Source organism: Afipia sp. GW821-FHT14H12 (assembly GCF_058803465.1).
On record NZ_JBXAOZ010000001.1, the window covers coordinates 1,004,395 to 1,023,486 of the forward strand.

Genomic DNA, 19,092 nt, shown 5'->3' on the forward strand with positions numbered 1-19,092 from the left:
GCCGGTCGTCACTCCATACGGCGGATTGACGCAGCGAAATGCTGCCATCATGCTATTGCAGCGCAAAATCGAAAGGATTCGCGATGCCGATTGGAGAATTCGGGCGGCCGCCGTCTTTACCAGAGGATGTAGGCGCGCCTGTCGTCTCCCCCATGTACTGGATGTACGAAATGGGACAGGCGTCTCTCAGCCCGGCACGCGCTTTCGCCGACGCCACCAAATTGATGTTCCAGAGCCCGCTCAACCCGCTGGCGAGTACCGAGATCGGCAAATCGATCGCGGCAGGCTGCGAAGTGTTCGAGCGCACGACGCGCCGTTACGGCAAACCGGAATGGCACATCGACCATACTGAGGTGCAGGGCGTCTCCACGCCGGTGGAAGTCAGGACGGTCTGGGAAAAGCCGTTCTGCCGCCTGCTGCATTTCAAGCGCAAGTTCTTGCGGCCGCTGCGCGAGCCGCAGCCGCGCGTGCTGATCGTCGCGCCGATGTCCGGCCACTACGCGACGTTGCTGCGCGGCACGGTGGAAGCGTTCCTTCCCAACCACGAGGTCTACATCACCGACTGGGTCGATGCGCGCACGGTGCCGCTCGCGATGGGACGTTTCGATCTGGACGATTACGTCGACTACGTGATCGAGATGCTGCACGGACTTGGCGGAAACGTGCATGTCGTGGGGGTTTGTCAGCCTTCGGTGCCGGTGCTTGCGGCGGTTTCGGTGATGGAGACGCGCAAGGATCCGTTCGTGCCCGCGTCCATGATCCTGATGGGCGGGCCGATCGATACGCGGCGCAATCCGACCGCGGTGAACAATCTCGCGGCCGAAAAAGGAATGGAGTGGTTCCGCAACCACGTTATCAGCAGAGTGCCGTTCCCTCATCCTGGCTTCATGCGCGATGTCTATCCGGGCTTTCTGCAACTGACCGGATTTGTCAGCATGAATTTCGATCGCCATCTCGAGGCGCATCACAAGCTGTTCGACAATCTGGTCAAGGGTGACGGCGACCTCGTCGACAAGCACCGCGAGTTCTATGACGAATATCTCGCGGTGATGGACCTTACTGCGGAATTCTACCTCCAGACCGTCGAGGAGGTGTTTGTGAAGCATTCGCTGCCCAATGGCAAGCTGATGCATCGCGGTACGCGGGTTGACCCGTCGAAAATACATCGTGTCGCGCTGATGACGGTGGAAGGCGAGAACGACGACATCTCCGGGTTAGGTCAGACGGAAGCAGCGCACGACCTTTGCACCTCGATTCCAGCCGAGCTGCGGGTGCATTACATGCAGAAGGGCGTCGGTCATTACGGTGTCTTCAATGGTTCGCGGTTTCGCGCCGAGATCCTGCCGCGGATCGCCGATTTCATCGTCTCGGTTCCCGTTGCCGCGAGTTCCAGAGTGGCCGCCGAATAGCCCAGTTGCGAGCAAGATTCGCAGGAAGTGCCGATTTGACGGCCATTTCTGGCTCCGAAGCGCTGCCGTGCGCCGCTCAATTGCTGTAAGTTATTGAATCCTTATCGCTTTCGGCGCTTAAATTCTGTGGCATCAAAGTGACCAGTCTGGATGTCCTGGAATTCGGGTTTTCGGGTAAGAATGAATAGCGAATCTCTGTTCCTTGCCCCCTGATATGGGAGAGGAACCCTCAGGTCCCACGAGATATTGGGCAAATGATTTGTTTTAGCCAAAGCGGATTTCCCTGGCGGCGGATATGGCAGAATCCGGGCGTTCTTCTCGCCCCCGGATCTCCTGACATGGCTTTTCGCGCCCTCCTTTATCGCCGTCCCACCGAACCTCGCACGCTCGCTGTCAAAATTGGCGCAGCGATTTATGCGGTTCAGTTGCGAAGGCACAGGCGCGCGAGGCGATATACCCTGCGCATCCATCCCAGCCGCCGCGAAGCCATCCTGACCATGCCTCCGCGTGGCAATCTGGCCGATGCGAGGGATTTCGCGCAGCGTCATGGCGCCTGGATCGCGGCGCGTCTCGGCGGGTTGCCGAAGGCTGCGCCATTTTCGCCCGGTACCTCGCTGCCGCTGCGTCATGTCGCGCACAAGATCGTGCATCGCGCCGGCGAACGCGGCACCGTCTGGATGGAGACGCGCGACAGCGGCGAGAAGATTTTGTGCGTGGCTGGCGGCGTCGAGCATGTCGAGCGCCGCGTGCTCGATTTCCTCAAGCGCGAGGCGCGGCGGGAACTGACGCGCGCCTCCAACCATTACGCCGAGATGCTGGGCGTGAAGGTGAAGCGCATTTCGATCCGCGACCAGTCGAGCCGCTGGGGATCGTGCACGTCGGCGGGCGCGCTGTCCTACTCCTGGCGGCTGATCCTCGCGCCGCCTTACGTGCTGGATTATCTCGCCGCGCATGAAGTGGCGCATCTGGTTGAAATGAACCATTCCACGCGGTTCTGGCGGGTGGTCGGGAAAATCTGCCCGCAGACCGAACGCGCCAAGAAGTGGCTCGATGCCCATGGCAACGATCTGCATCGCTATGGCGTGAAGGACTAGGCGAGCTGCTTCAGTCTATCGACCGCCGAACAGCCTATCCATCAACCAGCCGCCGCCGGACAACCCGGCGTCGGCTTCCGGCCGTCCCGAGGTTTGCGCTGGTTGTGGTCGCGCATTGCCGTTGCGAGGCGGGTAGGCAGGCTGGCTGTAGCGCCCCGCGCCATACGACGGCTCCCTCGCATAGGTGGCCTGATCCGTCGGAGCCGGGCCGAGATGCTGTGTCGGCGCACTGCCGCCGTGCGAGAACGACTGGAAGAAATCGCTGACCGGGTTGCCCGATTGCGGCACCGGCAGGTTCGCGACCGGCACGCCCTGATGCGCGGCCCTCATGAACCGCGTCCATACTTCGACCGGCAGGCCGCCGCCCGTGGCCTTCTTGGTCGGAGAACTGTCGTCGTTGCCGAGCCAGACGCCGGTGACGAGATGCGCGGTGTAGCCGACGAACCAGGCGTCGCGGAAATCCTGGCTGGTGCCGGTCTTGCCTGCGGCATACCACCCCGGAATGTCAGCCTTCTTCGCGGTGCCGATCACCAGCGTCTCGTGCATCATGCCGTTCATCATCGCGACGTAGCGCGGGTCGATCACCTGCGAGGCGGGATCGAGCGGACGTACATAGAGAACCTTGCCGGTGTCGGCAGCTTTGATGCGCGTGATGACATGCGGCGAGACGGCGATGCCGTTATTGGCGAAGGTAGCGTAAGCGCCGACAAGTTCAGTCGGAGAGACTTCCGAGGTGCCGAGTGCGATCGTGGCATTCGGCTCGAGCTTGGAGGCGATGCCGAGACGATGCGCGGTGCGTACCACGTTTTGCGGGCCAACTTCGAGGCCGAGCCGTACCGCCACAGTGTTGAGCGACATCGCCAGCGCCTGCGTCAGCGTGACGGGTCCGAAATACTGGTGGCTGTAGTTTTCCGGCTTCCATCCCTTGACGTCGATCGGCGCGTCCTGACGGACGGTGTCCGGCGTCAGCCCCGCTTCCAGTGCGGTGAGATAGACGAACGGTTTGAACGCCGAGCCCGGCTGCCGCCGTGCGGTCACCGCGCGGTTGAACTGGCTTTCGGCGTAGTTGCGCCCGCCGACCATGGCACGCACTGCGCCATCCGGCGTCATTGCGACCAGCGCGCCCTGGCTGACATTGTACTTCACGCTCTTGGCGGCAAGCTCGTCGATGATGGACGCTTCCGCCACGCTTTGCAGTTTCGGATCGATGGTGGTTTCCACCACGATGTTCTGGTCGACCTGGCCGATCAGGTCGTCGAGCACTTCGCCGATCCAGTCCGCGACGTAGTTGATGGTGCCCGCGCCCGTCGGCTTGATCGCGAAGGACGGATGCGCGAGGGCCGCCTTCTGCTTCGCGGGCGTGATCAGCTTGGCGTCCACCATCGCTGCGAGGACGACATCGGCGCGCTTCTCCGCGCCTTCCGGATTGCGGTTGGGCGCAAGCCGCGACGGCGATTTGACGAGGCCGGCGAGCATAGCCGCCTCGTACAGCGTCACGTCCTTCGCGGGCTTGCCGAAATATTTCTGCGCCGCCGCTTCGACGCCATAGGCGCCGGAGCCGAAATAGACGCGGTTGAGATAAAGCTCGAGGATCGTCTTCTTGCTGTATTTGCGCTCGAGCCACAGCGCGAGTTCGGCTTCCTGCAGTTTCCGCTGCAGCGTGCGCTCCTGAGTCAGGAACAGGTTCTTGGCGAGCTGCTGCGTCAGCGTCGAGCCACCTTGTGAAACGCCGCGGTGCAGCACGTTAGCGATCGCGGCACGCACGATGCCGATCGGATCGATGCCGAAATGCGAATAGAAGCGCCGGTCCTCGATAGCGATGAAGGCGTTCGGCAGATAGGGCGGCAGATCCTTCAGCGAGACGTTGGCGCCTGGCATCTCGCCGCGCGTGGCGATGACGGAACCATCGGTTCCAACGATCTGGATCGTCGGCGGCCGCTTTGGAATTTCCAGCGAACTGATCGAAGGCAGGTGTGCGCCAACCCAGATCACGCCGCCGACGGCGGCGATCATCGCCCACAGGCCAAGGACGACGCCCCAATAGGCGATGCGGCCGAAGCGCTTGCGGAAAGGAACCTTGCTGGCGCGGCTGGATCGGCTTTTGGAGGCCTTGCGTTCGCGGGGTTCGGGTTTCTCGCGGCGCGCACGCACAGGCGGCTCGTCCTCCTCGTCCTCAAAATCGCTGTTGTCGCCGACGCGGTCGCTGCGGTTCAGGCGCAAGCCGTCGAGGGACGCCTTGCCCTCGAATTTCGGTTCGCGGCGTCCGCCTGATTTCTTCCGCGCCATCCGCTGTGTCCGTGCCTCTCTCCGGTGACCGGGTTGGAAGCTAACGGCGGCGGTTTAAGGGCAGGTTACTGGCTGGTTAACGCCGGTTAGCACTCTGGGCCACTTACGCCACGCCTCGGGTCGTATCGGGATTGGCAAGAAGGTGCACCAGCGCCCGCTTGATCGCGGCCTGCCGTGTCGGCGCGGTGATCTGCGCACCCATCAGGTCGGTGACATAGAACACGTCGCGGACGCGCTCGCCGAAGGTCGCGACATGCGCCGAGCCGATGTTGAGGCTGAGCTTCGAGATCGCGGTGGTGAGCTGATAGAGCAGGCCGGGCCGGTCGAGGCCGGTGACCTCGATCACGGTATAGACATCCGACCACTGGTTGTTGATGACGACCTCCGGCTCGACCACGAACACTTTGGTCTTCGCCCGAGCCTGCGTGCGGCGCGCCATCACCTCGGGCAGGCGCACCTTGCCTTCCAGAACCTGCTCGATCATCTCGCCGATCCGCGAGGCACGGCGGGCTTCGTCTTCGTTGCGGTCGTATTCGCGCGAGATCGCGATGGTGTCGAGCGCGAGGCCGTCGGTGGTGGTGTAGATCTGCGCGTCGACGATATTGGCGCCATTGGCCGCGCAGGCGCCCGCGACGATCGAAAGCAGCCACGGATGGTCCGGCGCGAGCAATGTGAGTTCGGTGACGGCGCGGCCTTCCTCGAAGCCGACTTCGATTGCGAGCTTCTTGCCGCTGGCGTCGGCGCTCTTGATGAAGCGCGCGTGATGAATCTTGCGCGGCAGATCGACCTTGAGCCAGTAGGCCGGATATTGCCGGCTGATATAGGCGTCGAGTTCGGCTTCCGGCCAGTCACTGAAGGCGTTGCGGAATTCGGCATGCGCAACGTCGACGCGGCGGGCGCGATTGACCTCGGAGAAGCCGCCGGTCAGCGCAGGTTCGGTTTCATAATAGAGCGTACGCAGAAGCTGCGCCTTCCAGCCATTCCACACGGCGGGACCGACGCCCCGGATGTCGGCGGTGGTGAGGATGGTGAGCAGTTTCATCTGTTCGACCGATTGCACGACAGCCGCGAAGTTCTCGATAGTCTTGCGGTCCGACAGATCGCGCGACTGCGCGACGGTGGACATCGTGAGGTGCTCCTGAATGAGCCACGCGATCAGTTCGGTCTCGGCGGCGTTGAAGCCGAAGCGCGGGCACAGTCGCCGCGCGACCTTCGCGCCGGCGATGGAGTGATCCTCGGGCCGGCCCTTGGCGATGTCGTGCAGGAACACGGCCATGTAGAGCACCGAGCGATGCTCAGGCCGGATCTTTTTGAACAGGTCGTTGGCGAGTGCGAACTCCTCGTGGGTCCCCGCTTCGATCTCTTGCAGAATACCGACGCAGCGGATCAGGTGCTCGTCCACCGTGTAGTGATGATACATATTGAACTGCATCATCGAGACGATCTTGCCGAAGGTGCGGATGAACTGTCCGAGCACGCCGGTCTCGTTCATGCGCCGCAACACCGTCTCCGCGTCCGGTGAGGTGAGGATCTCCATGAACAGAGCGTTGGCTTCGGGGTTGTCGCGGACCTGTGGCGTAATCAGGTTCAGTGAGCGCGTCACCGCGCGCATCGCATCGGGATGGAAATCGAGGTTGTTCTTCTGCGCGAGGCGGAAAATGCGGATCAAGTTGACCGGGTCGTGCTTGAAGACATTCGGGGCCGCGAGATTGATGCGGGCATTGTCGACGATGAAGTCCTCGGTGCCTGCGATCTTGCCGCGACGCTTGTGGGGCCGCAGCCGCGCCATCACGCGGTTGAGCACCGGTGCGGGTTTGGCTTCCTGTTCCTCCAGCTTGGCGCACAGGATCGCGGTGAGGCCGCCGACCTGCCGGGCTACCATGAAGTAATGCTTCATGAAGCGTTCGACATCCTGCATGCCGGGATGCTCGGTGTAACCGAGCCGTTGCGCGATCTCGCGCTGGATGTCGAACGACAGCCGCTCTTCGGCGCGGTTGGTCTGGAAGTGGATGTTGCAGCGGACCGACCAGAGGAAATCCTCGCAGCGGCGGAAGGTGCGATATTCGACGGCGTCGAAAATACCGCGCTTGACCAGTTCACTGGCGTCGCGGACGCGATAGACGTATTTCGCGATCCAGAACAGCGTGTGCAAATCGCGCAAGCCGCCCTTGCCGTCCTTGACGTTCGGCTCGACCAGATAGCGTGATTGTCCGGCGCGGGTGAGCCGCTCCTCGCGTTCGGCGAGCTTGGCGGCGACGAATTCGGACGCCGTGCCCTGCACCACATCCTTGTCGAAGCGCATCATCAGCTCGTCGTAGAGGTGCCGGTCGCCGATCAGATAGCGGCTTTCGAGGATAGCGGTGCGGATCGTCATGTCGGCGAGCGCCTGACGAATGCACTCGTTGACGGTGCGGGTGGCGTGGCCGACCTTCAGTCCCATGTCCCAGAGACAATAGAGGATGACTTCAGCGACCTGCTCGCCCCACGCGGTCTGCTTGTAGGGCAGCACGAACAACAGATCGATGTCGGATTCCGGCGCCATCAGGCCGCGCCCGTAACCGCCAGTGGCGACGATCGCCATCCGCTCGGAATCGGATGGCGTCGGCGAGCGATAGAGATGCTTCGTCGCCGTCGTGTAGAGAATGCGAATGATCGCGTCGTGCAGCGCGCACAGCCGTTCGGCGGTGCGCCGGCCGTGCCGCTCGTTGAGCAATTCGGCCTGCGCGACGTCGCGGGCGCGCACCAGTTCGGCTTTCAGCAGCTGGGCCATTGCCGAACGGAACGTGTCATCGTGCCCTTCGTGTTTTTCGGCGAGCGCATCGATCCGGCTCATCACCGCTGCGGAATCGAATCCGAGCACGGGTAGCTCGCTGCCGCGTTCGCGCGTGCTGTCGGGCAGGGAGATTTCAAGAGCGGAAGACGACGTGGGGGTCATGGCGCTAGCTGCAAAATAATCGGACTGACGAAGCCCTGGCGCGGGCAAGAACATTCTCTTGTCCGGGCGGGCTTGGAGGCAAACATTCTTCCAGTTGACTCTTGACGATAACGCCTTGAAGAACAAGCGTAATCTTTAGTCACCCTCGCATTAAAATCTTGTCTGATTGGAGCTTCCCATGACCACTCTGTCCCGGCGCATCTTTACTCTCGGCGCCGCCATCGCGCTGCTCGCGCCGGGCGCGGCCCTGGCTGCCGACAAGCCTACCCAGATCGCGATCGATTGGGCGACCTACAATCCAGTTTCGATCCTGTTGAAGAAGCAAGGCCTTCTGGAAAAGGAATTCGCCAAGGACGGGATCAAGATCGTCTGGGTGCAGACGCTCGGTTCGAACAAGGCGCTCGAATTCCTCAATGCGGGCTCGATCGATTTTGGCTCGACGGCGGGATCGGCGGCGCTGGTCGCGCGCATCAACGGCAACCCGATCAAGTCAGTCTACACCTATTCGCGCCCCGAATGGACCGCGCTCGTCACCACCAAGGATTCCAAGATCAAGACCGTCGCGGACCTGAAGGGCAAGCGTGTCGCGGTGACGCGCGGCACCGATCCGCACATCTTCCTGGTGCGCGCGCTGCTCGACGCCGGCCTGACCGAAAAGGACATCACACCGGTGTTGCTGCAGCATCCGGACGGCAAGACCGCGCTGATCCGCGGCGATGTCGATGCCTGGGCCGGTCTTGACCCGATGATGGCGCAGGCGGAAATCGAGGATGGTGCGCGGCTGTTCTATCGCAAGCCCGAGGCCAATACCTTCGGTATCCTCAATGTCCGCGAGCAGTTCCTGAAGGAGCATCCGGATATCGTGAACCGCGTCCTCGCGGTCTATGAGGAAGCGCGCAAATATTCGCTGACACACTATGACGAGTTGAAGGCCGACTTCATCGCAGTGACCAAGCTGCCTGACGCGGTGGTCGACAAGCAGCTCAAGGAGCGCACCGATCTTACCTTCAGCAAGATCGGCGCGCCGCAGCGCGACGCGATCCTTCAGGCGGGTCTGGCGCTGCAGAAGGCTGGCGTCATCGCCGCCGATGTCGATGTGAAGAAGAACACCGACGCGCTGCTCGACGCGGACGTCCAGTTGCCTTCGAACTAAAACAGAGACCCGCCTGCCGTGCCCAATGGGCACGCAGGCGGGAGGCTCCGCATCGATCCCGCCGGCCATGGGCCCGGGCCCCATGCGGAATGGATGATATGCGACGCAAGCCGCCTTGCATTTCGGACCGATAAGCGATCTTTGCTATGGTCATGACGCTTGAAACCTCCACGGCCCCGGCTGCTGAACCAGCCGCGACGGCGCCAAGCCGCCCGCCGCGCTGGATCAAGCCCGCGCTCGGCCTGATCGTGCCGCTCGTGGTCGGGATCGGCTGGGAGATCGCGGTTGCGCGCGGCTGGTCGAACGGCCGTCTGGTGCCGCCGCCGAGCAAGATTTACGAGATGCTGGCGCAGCTTGCCAAAAGCGGCGAACTGAGCCGGCATGTTTTCATCACCACATGGCGTGTCGGCGCGGGGTTTGGGTTGGGCGTGGTATCCGGCACGCTGCTCGGCGCGCTGTGCGGTTATTCGCCTCTGGCGCGGCGGCTGCTCGATCCGACATTGCAGGCGCTGCGTGCGATCCCGTCGATCGCCTGGGTACCGCTGTTCGTGCTGTGGCTCGGCATCTTCGAAATGTCGAAGGTCGCGCTGATCGCGATCGGCGTGTTCTTCCCGATCTATCTCGGGGTGATGGGCGCGGTGCTGAGCGTCGATCGCAAGATCGTCGAGGTCGGGCGCATCTTCCGTCTCTCCGGCCCGGCGATGATCCGGCGCATCCTGCTGCCTGCGGTGCTGCCCTCCTATGTCGTCTCGTTGCGGCAGGGGCTTGGCCTCGGCTGGATGTTCGTCGTCGCCGCCGAATTGATGGGCGCGTCGGAGGGCCTCGGCTATCTCCTGATCGACGGCCAGCAGCTAGGCAAGCCTGCGGAAATTCTGGCGGCGATTATCGTGTTTGCGCTGCTCGGCAAGACCACCGACTGGCTGGTCCAGCTCGCCTTCGCGCCGTTGCTGCGCTGGCAGGATGCCTTCTCCTCGCAGGCAGGAAGGGCATAAGCGATGCTCGTGCTCGATCATGTCGGCAAAACCTATCCGAACGGCGTCAAGGCGCTGCAGGGCTTTTCCGCGCGCATCAAGATCGGCGAGATCGTCGCCGTTATCGGCGGCTCGGGCTGCGGCAAGTCCACTTTGCTGCGCGCCATCGCGGGACTCGATCCCGCGACTTCCGGCGCGATCACGCTCGATGGCGAGGCGATCAAGGCGCCGCACGAAAAGATCGGCATTATCTTTCAGGAGCCCCGGCTGCTGCCATGGCTGTCGGTCGCGGAGAATGTCGCGTTCGGCCTGTCGGACGGCACGCGCGCGCAGCGGCGCGAGCGCGCGGCGGCGGCGCTGGCCCGTGTCGGCCTGCTCGACAAGGCGGCGGCGTGGCCGCGCGAACTCTCCGGCGGACAGGCGCAGCGCGTGGCGATTGCGCGCGCGCTGGTGCCACGGCCTGAAGTGCTGCTGCTCGATGAGCCGTTTTCTGCGCTTGACGCTTTCACCCGTGCCGATCTGCAGGACCATCTGCTCGATCTGTGGGCCGACACGCAGCCGACGCTCGTTCTCGTCACCCATGATGTCGATGAAGCCGTGGTGCTGGCGGATCGGATTCTGGTGATGAAGCCGCGGCCGGGGCGCCTGTTCGAGGAAGTGCGGGTCGATCTCGCGCGCCCGCGCGATCGCGCCGCCCCTGCATTCGAGGCGGTCAAGCTTCAGGTGCTGGAGGCGCTCGATCGTTCGCTCGATCGCGAGAAGCGCCATTCCGTCGACGATCTGCTGACGGCGGGCGAGGGAATTTAGTCGCCTGTGCCGGTGTTATGAATCGGCGCACGGTCTTGTGCCGAAGCTTCCCGCCATTATAGGAAGAGATGAAAACCGGATGGCCGCTGTGGCCATGACGAGGAGACATGCGATGGATTCGAGCGAACTTCGCGCCATGCAGGCGCCGATCAAGAGCCGCTACAAGGAAGATCCGAAGACGGCCCTGATTACCCTGAAGGCCAAGGGTTCGATCGACAATGAAGGCATCGCCTGCAAGGTCGAGACGGGCCGCGCGCTCGCGGTGGCGGGCCTGCATCCGGCGACCGGCGGTTCGGGCCTGGAATTGTGCTCGGGCGACATGCTGCTGGAAGCGCTCGTGGCCTGCGCGGGCGTGACGCTGAAATCGGTGGCGACCGCGATCGACATTCCGTTGAAATCCGGCAATGTCAGTGCCGAGGGCGATCTCGATTTTCGCGGCACATTGGGCGTGGACAAGGAAGCGCCGGTGGGCTTTGCGGAAATCCGCCTGCGCTTCGATGTCGAGACCGACGCGCCGCAGGAAAAACTCGACCAGTTGCTGAAGCTGACCGAGCGTTATTGCGTGGTCTATCAGACCATCAAGAACGGGCCGAAGGCTACGCATGTCTCGATCAACAGGGTGTAAGCATCCGGCCTAGCTGGTAAGCTTCGCCTTCAGCGCGTAGAGCGCGTCCAGCGCTTCGCGCGGGGTCAGTTCATCTGGCTGGATGGCGTTGAGCGCTTCGATCAGCGCTGAGGCCTCGGGCGAGGGCGCCTGCTCGTTGTCGCTCGCACGCGACGTGACCGCAAACAGCGGCAGATCGTCGATCAATGCTTGCGCGCCGTTGCCGCGATCCTGTGCTTCGAGTTTGGCCAGCACCGTTTTGGCGCGTGCGATCACAGCGGGCGGCAGGCCTGCGAGCTTGGCGACCTGAATGCCGTAGGAGCGATCAGCCGCGCCGGGCAGCACCTCGTGCAGGAACACCACGTCGCCGTGCCATTCCTTGACGCGCACGGTGGCGTTGAACAGGCGCGGCAACTTGGCCGAGAGCGCGGTGAGTTCGTGGTAATGCGTCGCGAACAGCGCGCGGCATTTGTTGGCGTCGTGCAGATGTTCGATCGAGGCCCATGCGATCGACAGGCCGTCGAAGGTCGCGGTGCCGCGCCCGATTTCATCCAAAATCACCAGCGCCCGCTCGCCCGCCTGATTGAGGATCGCCGCCGTCTCCACCATTTCGACCATGAAGGTCGAACGCCCACGCGCCAGATCGTCGGCGGCGCCGACGCGCGAGAACAATCGGTCGATCACGCCGATCTTCGCGCGTTTCGCTGGTACGAAACTGCCGATCTGTGCGAGCAATGCGATCAGCGCGTTCTGGCGCAGGAAGGTGGATTTGCCCGCCATGTTCGGACCGGTGAGAATCCAGATCTGGCCGGAGGTCTGCGTTGGCGCAGGAGAAAGATCACATGTGTTGGCGATGAAGGGCTGGCCGTCGCGTTTCAGCGCGCGCTCCACAACCGGATGCCGCCCGCCTTCGATAGAAAAGGCGAGCGAGCCATCGACTTCGGGACGGACGTAATTTTCATCCATCGCGAGCCGCGCCAGCGAGGTGGCGACATCGAGCACGGAGAAGGCATGGGCCGCGGCGCGCAGATCGTCACCGATAGCGACGGTTTGAGCCACGAGCCGCTCGAAGATTTCAAGCTCCAGTCCCAGGGCGCGGTCGCCTGCATTGGCGATCCGGGCCTCGATCTCGCCGAGTTCGGATGTCGTGAAGCGGACCTGTCCCGCCAGCGTCTGGCGATGGATGAAGGTTGCGTTCAGCGGCGCCGACATCAGCTTGTCGCCGTGTTGCGCGGTGACTTCGACGAAATAGCCGAGCACGTTGTTGTGCCGGATTTTCAGCGCCTTCACGCCGGTGTCGTCGGCATAGCGCGCCTGCATCGAGGCGACCACGAGGCGCGAGGCGTCGCGTAACGAGCGGGTTTCGTCCAGCGTTGTGTCGTAACGCTCGCGCACGAAGCCACCGTCGCGTTTCGACAGCGGCAACTGCTCGGCGAGCGCGCGGGAAAGTTCCTCGGCCAATGCGCGCGAAGGTTTGCGCAGCGATTCAAGAGCGGCGGCGATCTCCTGCGGTGGCGACTCCATGCGCTGAAGCCGCGCGATGGCGGCATCGGCCGCGACGATGCCGTCACGCAGTCCTGCAAGATCGCGCGGCCCGCCGCGCCCGACCGAGAGCCGCGCCAATGCGCGTGACATGTCTGGTGCTTCGCGCAGGATCGCGCGCAGATCGTCAGCAGCGGCCGGATCAGCCACGAACGCCGCTACCGCATCGTGGCGTCGTGTAATGGCGGCGATGTCGGTGAGCGGAGCCGCGAGCCGTTGCGCAAGAAGCCGTGAGCCCGCCGCGGTCACGGTCAGATCGATCGCGTCAAGCAGCGAGCCGCGGCGTTCGCCCGCGAGCGTGCGGGTGAGTTCGAGATTGGCGCGTGTTGCCGGATCGATGACGAGCGTGGTGCCTGCGAGTTCGCGCGCAGGCGGAGACAGCGGCGGATGCTTGCCGACCTGCGTGCGCTCGACATAGGTGACGGCGGCGGCCGCGGCGGTGGCTTCCAGCCGCGACAGCGTGGCGAGGCCGTCCATGGTGGCGACGGCGAAATACGCGCACAGCCGCTGTTCGGCATTGGCGCTGTCGAACACGTCGCGGGTCAGCGGGGTCACGGCGGTATGCTCGCGCAGGATCGGGCCGAGTGTCTCGTCACCGAAGATCGCGTCCGGCACGACGATCTCGTTCGGGCTGACGCGCGCGAGCGTAGTGGACAATTCGCCCGCGCTGCATTCGGTGATGGTGAATTCCGAAGTCGAGATGTCGATCCATGCGAGTCCAAGGCGGTCGTCGCCGCTGGAGGCGCGAACGCGCGCGATCGCCATCAGATAATTGTTGGCCTTGGCGTCGAGGAGATTGTCTTCCGTCAGCGTGCCCGGTGTGACGAGGCGCACCACGTCACGGCGCACCACGCTCTTGGCGCCGCGCTTCTTCGCCTCGGCCGGGTCCTCCATCTGCTCGCACACCGCAACGCGATGGCCAAGTGCGATCAGCCGGTGCAGGTAGTCGTCGGATCGCTCCACCGGTACGCCGCACATCGGGATGTCTTCGCCCTGATGCTTGCCGCGCTTGGTGAGCATGATGCCGAGCGCGCGCGAGGCGGTCTCCGCGTCCTCGAAGAACAATTCGTAGAAATCGCCCATCCGGTAGAACAGCAACAGGCCCGGATTGGCGGCCTTGATCTCGAGGTATTGCTCCATCATCGGCGTCACGCGCGCAGCCGTGTCTTTGGGCTCGGCAGGCGCGGTCGTTGTGGGGGATGGGGCGTGCATCGTCATGGCGCGGGCACGCTAGCAAAATTAAGGGTGGGCTTCACACCCGGAACGGCCACGGAATCGGGGTTTTCCCCGTTCCGCGCCGGGATTTTATGCCCATTCCACGCCGGATTCGGCGGCAAGGTCGAGCGTGCCGCGCTCGCCGATATCGTCGAAATGGCTGTCGAGAAACGCAGTGGCGGCGCGCACGCCTTCCTCATGCAGCGATTCGAAGAAATCGTAATCGTTCTTCAACTTGCTGAGGCCATCGAGGTTGGATGCGAATGTGCCGAGGTCGATCCGGTGAATGTTCAGCCGCCGGTACTGGTTGTGCTCCTTGCCGCGCGGCAGCCGTCCGTCATCGATCAACTGGTTGACAAAATCCATCGTGCGCAGTTCGGAGATCAGCGCGGAATTGAAGGTGATCTCGTTCAGCCGCTTGACGATCTCGGCGGAGGTTTTCGGTGTGACCTCCTGCGACACCGGGTTGATCTGCACCACCAGCACGTCCTCGCTGTCGGTGGCCTGCAGGAACGGAAAAATCACGGGATTGCCCATGTAGCCGCCGTCCCAATAGGGCACGCCGTCGATCTCCACGGCGCGGAACAGATAGGGCAGCGCGGCGGAGGCCATCACCACGTCGGCATTGACAGAGTTGCGGCAAAATACCTTGAGCCGCCCGGTGTGGACGTTGGTGGCGGAGATATAGAGCGCAAGGTCGCTGGCGTGGATCGCGTCGAAATCGACGAAGCGTGCAATCAATTCGCTCAACGGATTGATGTTGAGCGGGTTGAAATCGTAAGGCGAAAAATAATGCGACATCGTCTCGAACCAGTTCTGCACCGGTGAGGTCGAGAAGGGAAAGATCGAGAACAGCCGATCGGCGATGGCGCGCTGCACTGGCGGCAGGTCTCCACCGACGCTCGCCGCGCGCCAGAACTCGGCGAGGCGCTTACGTGCTTCCTCGGGGCCGCCGCGCGCGAGGCCATCGGCGACCATCACCGCATTGACCGCTCCGGCCGAAGCACCGGACAGGCCGGTGACTTCCAGCCGCCCGTCGGAGAGAAGATGGTCGAGCACGCCCCAGGTGAAAGCGCCGTGGGCGCCGCCACCCTGCAAAGCGAGGTTGATCTTCTTGACGCTCGGCCGGGTGCTCCGGTTGCCGGCAACCACCCAGGGGGCGAGGCTATCGAGATAGGATTTCAGGTTTGATGCCACGGCGGCCTGCTTTCTGTGATCCCAGCATTTATTATATGATCTGCATGTTACCGCGGCGGTGCGGCCACCGACAAAAGCTAGGCCAGTTATGTTGCAATGCAATAGCAACGATGTGAATCCTGCCTTTCAGTAAGGTTGATTCCAGTTAAGCTATTGATATTAAAAGTTATGTTGCGCAGCATAGCTGCAATAAAGAAAGCGTTCCCATGCCTCTGAAGCCCGCTTTTCCGGCACCGGATCATGATCACGGACGCTGTGCGGCGGACGCGATGTCCCATGCGGAACAGCAATGCGCGGCCCGGGGGCAGAAATTCACGCCGATTCGCAGGCGGGTGCTGCAGGCGCTGCTGGCAAGCCACAAGCCGCTCGGAGCCTATGAAATCATTGACGATCTGGCCCGTATCATGCCCCGCCCGGCGCCGATCACGATCTATCGCGCCCTCGAATTTCTCATGGAAAACGGCCTCGTGCACCGCATCGAGAGCCGCAACGCCTTTCTGGCCTGCGTGCACAGTCATGACGCCACGCCCGTCGTGGCGCTCCTGATCTGCGACCGCTGCGGCTCGGTCGGCGAAATTCCCGCCGCCACGCTTGCCCGGAGCGTCGCCGAGATGGTCGATGGAACCGGATTTTCACCAAAACTTTCGGTGGTGGAGATCACCGGTTTGTGTGGCCATTGCCAGCGGGCGGCCTGAAAACGGCACCGAAACCGCGAAAAGGTCCTTTGCAAAGCCATTTTTGACGCCCATTTACTTAAGGGTATCGAAGAAAGCCCTGGTTCGCGCGATCCGCCTTCGCTGGCATTTGCCAAGGCCTTTAAGTTACACAGGCTTTTCTGGTAGATGTCTCCATTATGCCGGCAGATGGCCGGCTGTCACACAAAGCTGATATTTCAACGCCATGACCGATGCCGATTTGCTAGCCCGCCCGCAGGACGTGAAAGAAATTCAGGCTGGCCCGAAGGGCCGCCACAAGACCGTTCAGGTCACGGTCGGCAACGTCAAGGTCGGCGGCGGCGCGCCCATCGTCGTGCAGTCGATGACCAACACCGACACCGCGGATGTCGAATCCACGGTGACGCAGGTTGCGGCTCTCGCCCGCGCGGGCTCGGAGATGGTGCGCATCACGGTGGATCGCGAGGAAGCAGCGGCCGCTGTTCCGCACATCCGCGAGAAACTCGACAAGATGGGTGTGGACGTGCCGCTGATCGGCGACTTCCACTACATCGGCCACAAGCTCCTGGCCGAATACCCGGACTGCGCGGCTGCGCTCGCAAAATATCGCATCAATCCCGGCAATGTCGGCTTCAAGAACAAGCGCGACAGCCAGTTCACCGACATCGTCGAGATTGCCATCAAGAACAACAAGGCGATTCGTATCGGCGCCAACTGGGGCTCGCTCGATCAGGAATTGCTGACGCGCCTGATGGAAGACAACGCCAAGTCGCCGAATCCGATCGACGCCCGCGCGGTGACGCGCGAGGCTATGGTGCAATCGGCGCTGTTGTCGGCCAAGCGCGCCGAAGAGATCGGCCTGCCGAAGGACAAGATGATCCTATCGGCGAAGGTGTCGAACGTGCAGGATTTGATCGCGGTGTACCGCGAACTGGCCTCGCGCTCCGATTACGCGATCCATCTCGGCTTGACTGAAGCGGGCATGGGCTCGAAGGGCATCGTGGCGTCATCCGCCGCGCTTGGCATTCTCCTGCAGGACGGTATCGGCGACACCATTCGCGTCTCGCTGACGCCTGAGCCCGGCGGCGACCGTACGCTGGAAGTGAAGGTCGGTCAGGAAATCCTGCAAACCATGGGCTTCCGCACCTTCGTGCCGTTGGTCGCGGCGTGCCCCGGCTGCGGCCGCACCACTTCGACCGTGTTCCAGGAACTGGCGCGCGACATCCAGAGCTTCATCCGCGACGAGATGCCGAACTGGAAGACGCGCTATCCGGGCGTCGAGCAGCTCAACGTCGCGGTGATGGGTTGCATCGTCAACGGCCCCGGCGAATCCAAGCATGCCAATATCGGCATCTCATTGCCGGGTACTGGCGAGACGCCGGCCGCGCCGGTGTTCGTTGATGGCCAGAAATTCCGCACCCTGCGCGGGCCGACCATCGCAGCCGATTTCAAGGCGCTGGTGATCGATTACATCGACCAGCGTTACGGCGCGAACGCCAAGGTCACGGCGGCGGAATAGTTTTCGGCGGTTTTGAGAATTCGGGATTGTCGGTGGCCGGGCTTCGTCCCGGCCATTTTCGTTTAGGCGGTGTGTTCTAAAGCGGCGAGTTCTTCTCGCGGTTGTCGACCACGGCTTCTTCCAGATCGAGGTCGCGCTCGATCCGTCGACGCGTCTCGTCGGTGATCTTTCCCTCGCGCAGCAGCTTGTGCAGCAGCTTACGCTCAATTGAGATGATCTCCCGCACCATGATCGCGCCGCGGGTCGCCGGTGTGAACTCGCCGTCCTTGGCGGGCGGGTCGGGCAAAGCGCGCACGCGCATCTCGTGGCGCGTTTCAAGAAATCGCGCGAGACCTTCCGGCAGTTGGCGTTCCTTGACGATCCGGTTCAATTCCTTGCGCGAGGCCGCGACAAGCTCGCGCCGTGCCGCGATCTCTTTTTCGCGCTCGTGTTTTGCCTCGAAATGCCCGTACTCGGTCACGCCGAGCACCCGCGCGACGAAAGGCAGCGTACTCCCAATCCCGACCACGGTGAGGAAGATCACGCCGAACGAGACCAGCAGGATCAGGTCGCGATGCGGAAACGGGTCGCCATTGTCCAGGGTCAGCGGCAGGGCGAGCGCCACCGCCAGCGAGACCACGCCGCGAATTCCAGTGAAGCCGACAATGGCAATGCCGCGCCATGGCGGGGGCTCTTCGCGCGCCCGGATGCGCTTGCTGAGCAGGCGCGGCAGGTAGGCGCCGGGAAACACCCAGATGAAGCGCGCGACAATCACGATGACGGTCGTGATGGCGATGGCGGAGATGATGTCATGGACCGGAAGCGACTTCGATGCCTCGACGAGCGCGCGCGTCTCGAATCCGACGATCAGGAACAGCACGCCTTCGATCAGCCAGGTCGCGAAGTCCCAGAAGAAGATGCCTTGCAGGCGCGTTGCCGCCGAAATCAGCAGCGGGCCGTTCCAGCTCACATAGAGACCGGCGACCACGGTGGCGAGCACGCCCGATCCACCGGCGTGTTCGGGTACCCAGAAGGCGAGGTAGGGCGTGAGCAGCGATAGCGTGATCTCGACGCGCGGATCGCCTGCCCATTGCCGCAGCCGAAGACTGAGCCAGCCCACCGCGATGCCGAACAGCAATTCGCAAATCACGATGGCGACGAAACTGCCAGCGGCCGACGACAGCGAGAATGCCCCGGTGGATACCGCCATGACCGCGAAGCGGTAGAGGATGAGCGCGGTCGCATCGTTGGCGAGTCCTTCGCCTTCGAGCACCACCAGGATGCGGTGAGGCAGGCCGAGGCGGCGCGCGATGGCCAGCGGCGCGATCACGTCGGGCGGCGAGACGATGGCGCCGAGCACGAAGCCGACTCCCCATGGCAGGCCCAGCATGTAATGCACGGCAACGGCAACCGCGCAGGTGGTGAAGATCACGCAGCCGACCGCGAGCAGCGCGATGGGGCGCAGGTTGAATTTGAATTCGCGCCAGCTCATCGACACGCCGGCCGAGTAGATCAGTGGCGGCAGCACCAGAAGCAGCACGCCCTCCGGTTTCATCTCGATCGGCGGAAAGCCCGGCATGAAAGCGAGCACGATGCCGACGATGAGGAAGACGATGGCGGGTGTCAGTTCGAGCCGCCGCGCCATCGTCGCCGATGCCGCGAGCACGCTCAGAACGAGAAGGAAGGTCAGAAAGGCGTGAGTCACCG

Annotated in this window: 13 protein-coding genes; 8 read left to right on the forward strand and 5 right to left on the reverse strand. The window is 63.1% G+C overall.

Annotated elements, in window-relative coordinates:
* Positions 1 to 83 precede the first annotated feature (83 nt).
* The gene (locus AC1RNA_RS05030; protein ID WP_492950418.1) at positions 84 to 1,409 is read left to right on the forward strand and encodes a polyhydroxyalkanoate depolymerase; all 1,326 of its coding nucleotides are present in this window, start codon (positions 84 to 86) and stop codon (positions 1,407 to 1,409) included.
* A gap of 254 nt (positions 1,410 to 1,663) precedes the next feature.
* Entirely contained in the window at positions 1,664 to 2,503 is an 840-nt protein-coding gene (locus tag AC1RNA_RS05035; protein WP_156786850.1) for a M48 family metallopeptidase, read from the forward strand.
* Between the two features lie 15 nt (positions 2,504 to 2,518).
* On the opposite strand, the gene AC1RNA_RS05040 is transcribed toward AC1RNA_RS05035, so the two are convergent.
* Together AC1RNA_RS05040 and AC1RNA_RS05045 are read right to left on the reverse strand one after the other, a co-directional pair.
* The gene (locus AC1RNA_RS05040) at positions 2,519 to 4,789 is read right to left on the reverse strand and encodes a transglycosylase domain-containing protein (protein ID WP_009338366.1); all 2,271 of its coding nucleotides are present in this window, start codon (positions 4,787 to 4,789) and stop codon (positions 2,519 to 2,521) included.
* Between the two features lie 103 nt (positions 4,790 to 4,892).
* Positions 4,893 to 7,724, reverse strand: coding sequence for a [protein-PII] uridylyltransferase (locus AC1RNA_RS05045; protein ID WP_040297847.1), 2,832 nt, complete (start codon positions 7,722 to 7,724; stop codon positions 4,893 to 4,895).
* Between the two features lie 178 nt (positions 7,725 to 7,902).
* On the opposite strand from AC1RNA_RS05045, the gene AC1RNA_RS05050 reads away from it, so the two are divergent.
* The 4 genes from AC1RNA_RS05050 to AC1RNA_RS05065 all read left to right on the forward strand — a co-directional run bounded on the left by AC1RNA_RS05050 (position 7,903) and on the right by AC1RNA_RS05065 (position 11,280).
* A complete protein-coding gene (locus AC1RNA_RS05050) occupies positions 7,903 to 8,877 on the forward strand; it encodes an aliphatic sulfonate ABC transporter substrate-binding protein (RefSeq protein WP_009338362.1) in 975 nt (324 codons plus the stop codon).
* Positions 8,878 to 9,023: 146 nt separating this feature from the next.
* Positions 9,024 to 9,869 carry an ABC transporter permease gene (locus AC1RNA_RS05055; protein WP_040297845.1) on the forward strand — a complete coding sequence of 282 codons (846 nt, stop codon included), beginning with the start codon at positions 9,024 to 9,026 and terminating at the stop codon, positions 9,867 to 9,869.
* Positions 9,870 to 9,872: 3 nt separating this feature from the next.
* Positions 9,873 to 10,655, forward strand: a complete 783-nt coding sequence (locus AC1RNA_RS05060) for an ABC transporter ATP-binding protein (RefSeq protein ID WP_009338358.1) — start codon at positions 9,873 to 9,875, stop codon at positions 10,653 to 10,655.
* A gap of 112 nt (positions 10,656 to 10,767) precedes the next feature.
* On the forward strand, positions 10,768 to 11,280 hold the full coding sequence (locus AC1RNA_RS05065) for an OsmC family protein (protein WP_009338356.1): 513 nt from the start codon (positions 10,768 to 10,770) through the stop codon (positions 11,278 to 11,280).
* Positions 11,281 to 11,289: 9 nt separating this feature from the next.
* Here AC1RNA_RS05065 and mutS read toward each other — a convergent pair whose 3' ends face one another.
* Together mutS and AC1RNA_RS05075 are read right to left on the reverse strand one after the other, a co-directional pair.
* Complete coding sequence (gene mutS / locus AC1RNA_RS05070; protein ID WP_009338355.1) at positions 11,290 to 14,019, reverse strand: DNA mismatch repair protein MutS; 2,730 nt, start codon at positions 14,017 to 14,019, stop codon at positions 11,290 to 11,292.
* 87 nt (positions 14,020 to 14,106) lie between these two features.
* Positions 14,107 to 15,213 (reverse strand): patatin-like phospholipase family protein, encoded by a 1,107-nt coding sequence (locus AC1RNA_RS05075; protein ID WP_009338354.1) that lies wholly within the window; start codon positions 15,211 to 15,213, stop codon positions 14,107 to 14,109.
* 206 nt (positions 15,214 to 15,419) lie between these two features.
* On the opposite strand from AC1RNA_RS05075, the gene AC1RNA_RS05080 reads away from it, so the two are divergent.
* Together AC1RNA_RS05080 and ispG are read left to right on the forward strand one after the other, a co-directional pair.
* Positions 15,420 to 15,908 carry a Fur family transcriptional regulator gene (locus AC1RNA_RS05080; RefSeq protein ID WP_040297842.1) on the forward strand — a complete coding sequence of 163 codons (489 nt, stop codon included), beginning with the start codon at positions 15,420 to 15,422 and terminating at the stop codon, positions 15,906 to 15,908.
* Between the two features lie 205 nt (positions 15,909 to 16,113).
* Complete coding sequence (gene ispG / locus AC1RNA_RS05085; RefSeq protein ID WP_009338352.1) at positions 16,114 to 17,406, forward strand: flavodoxin-dependent (E)-4-hydroxy-3-methylbut-2-enyl-diphosphate synthase; 1,293 nt, start codon at positions 16,114 to 16,116, stop codon at positions 17,404 to 17,406.
* Between the two features lie 76 nt (positions 17,407 to 17,482).
* Here ispG and AC1RNA_RS05090 read toward each other — a convergent pair whose 3' ends face one another.
* Positions 17,483 to 19,090: a Na+/H+ antiporter gene (locus tag AC1RNA_RS05090; protein ID WP_009338351.1), complete on the reverse strand. Its 1,608-nt coding sequence runs from the start codon at positions 19,088 to 19,090 to the stop codon at positions 17,483 to 17,485.
* Between the last annotated feature and the right edge of the window lie 2 nt (positions 19,091 to 19,092).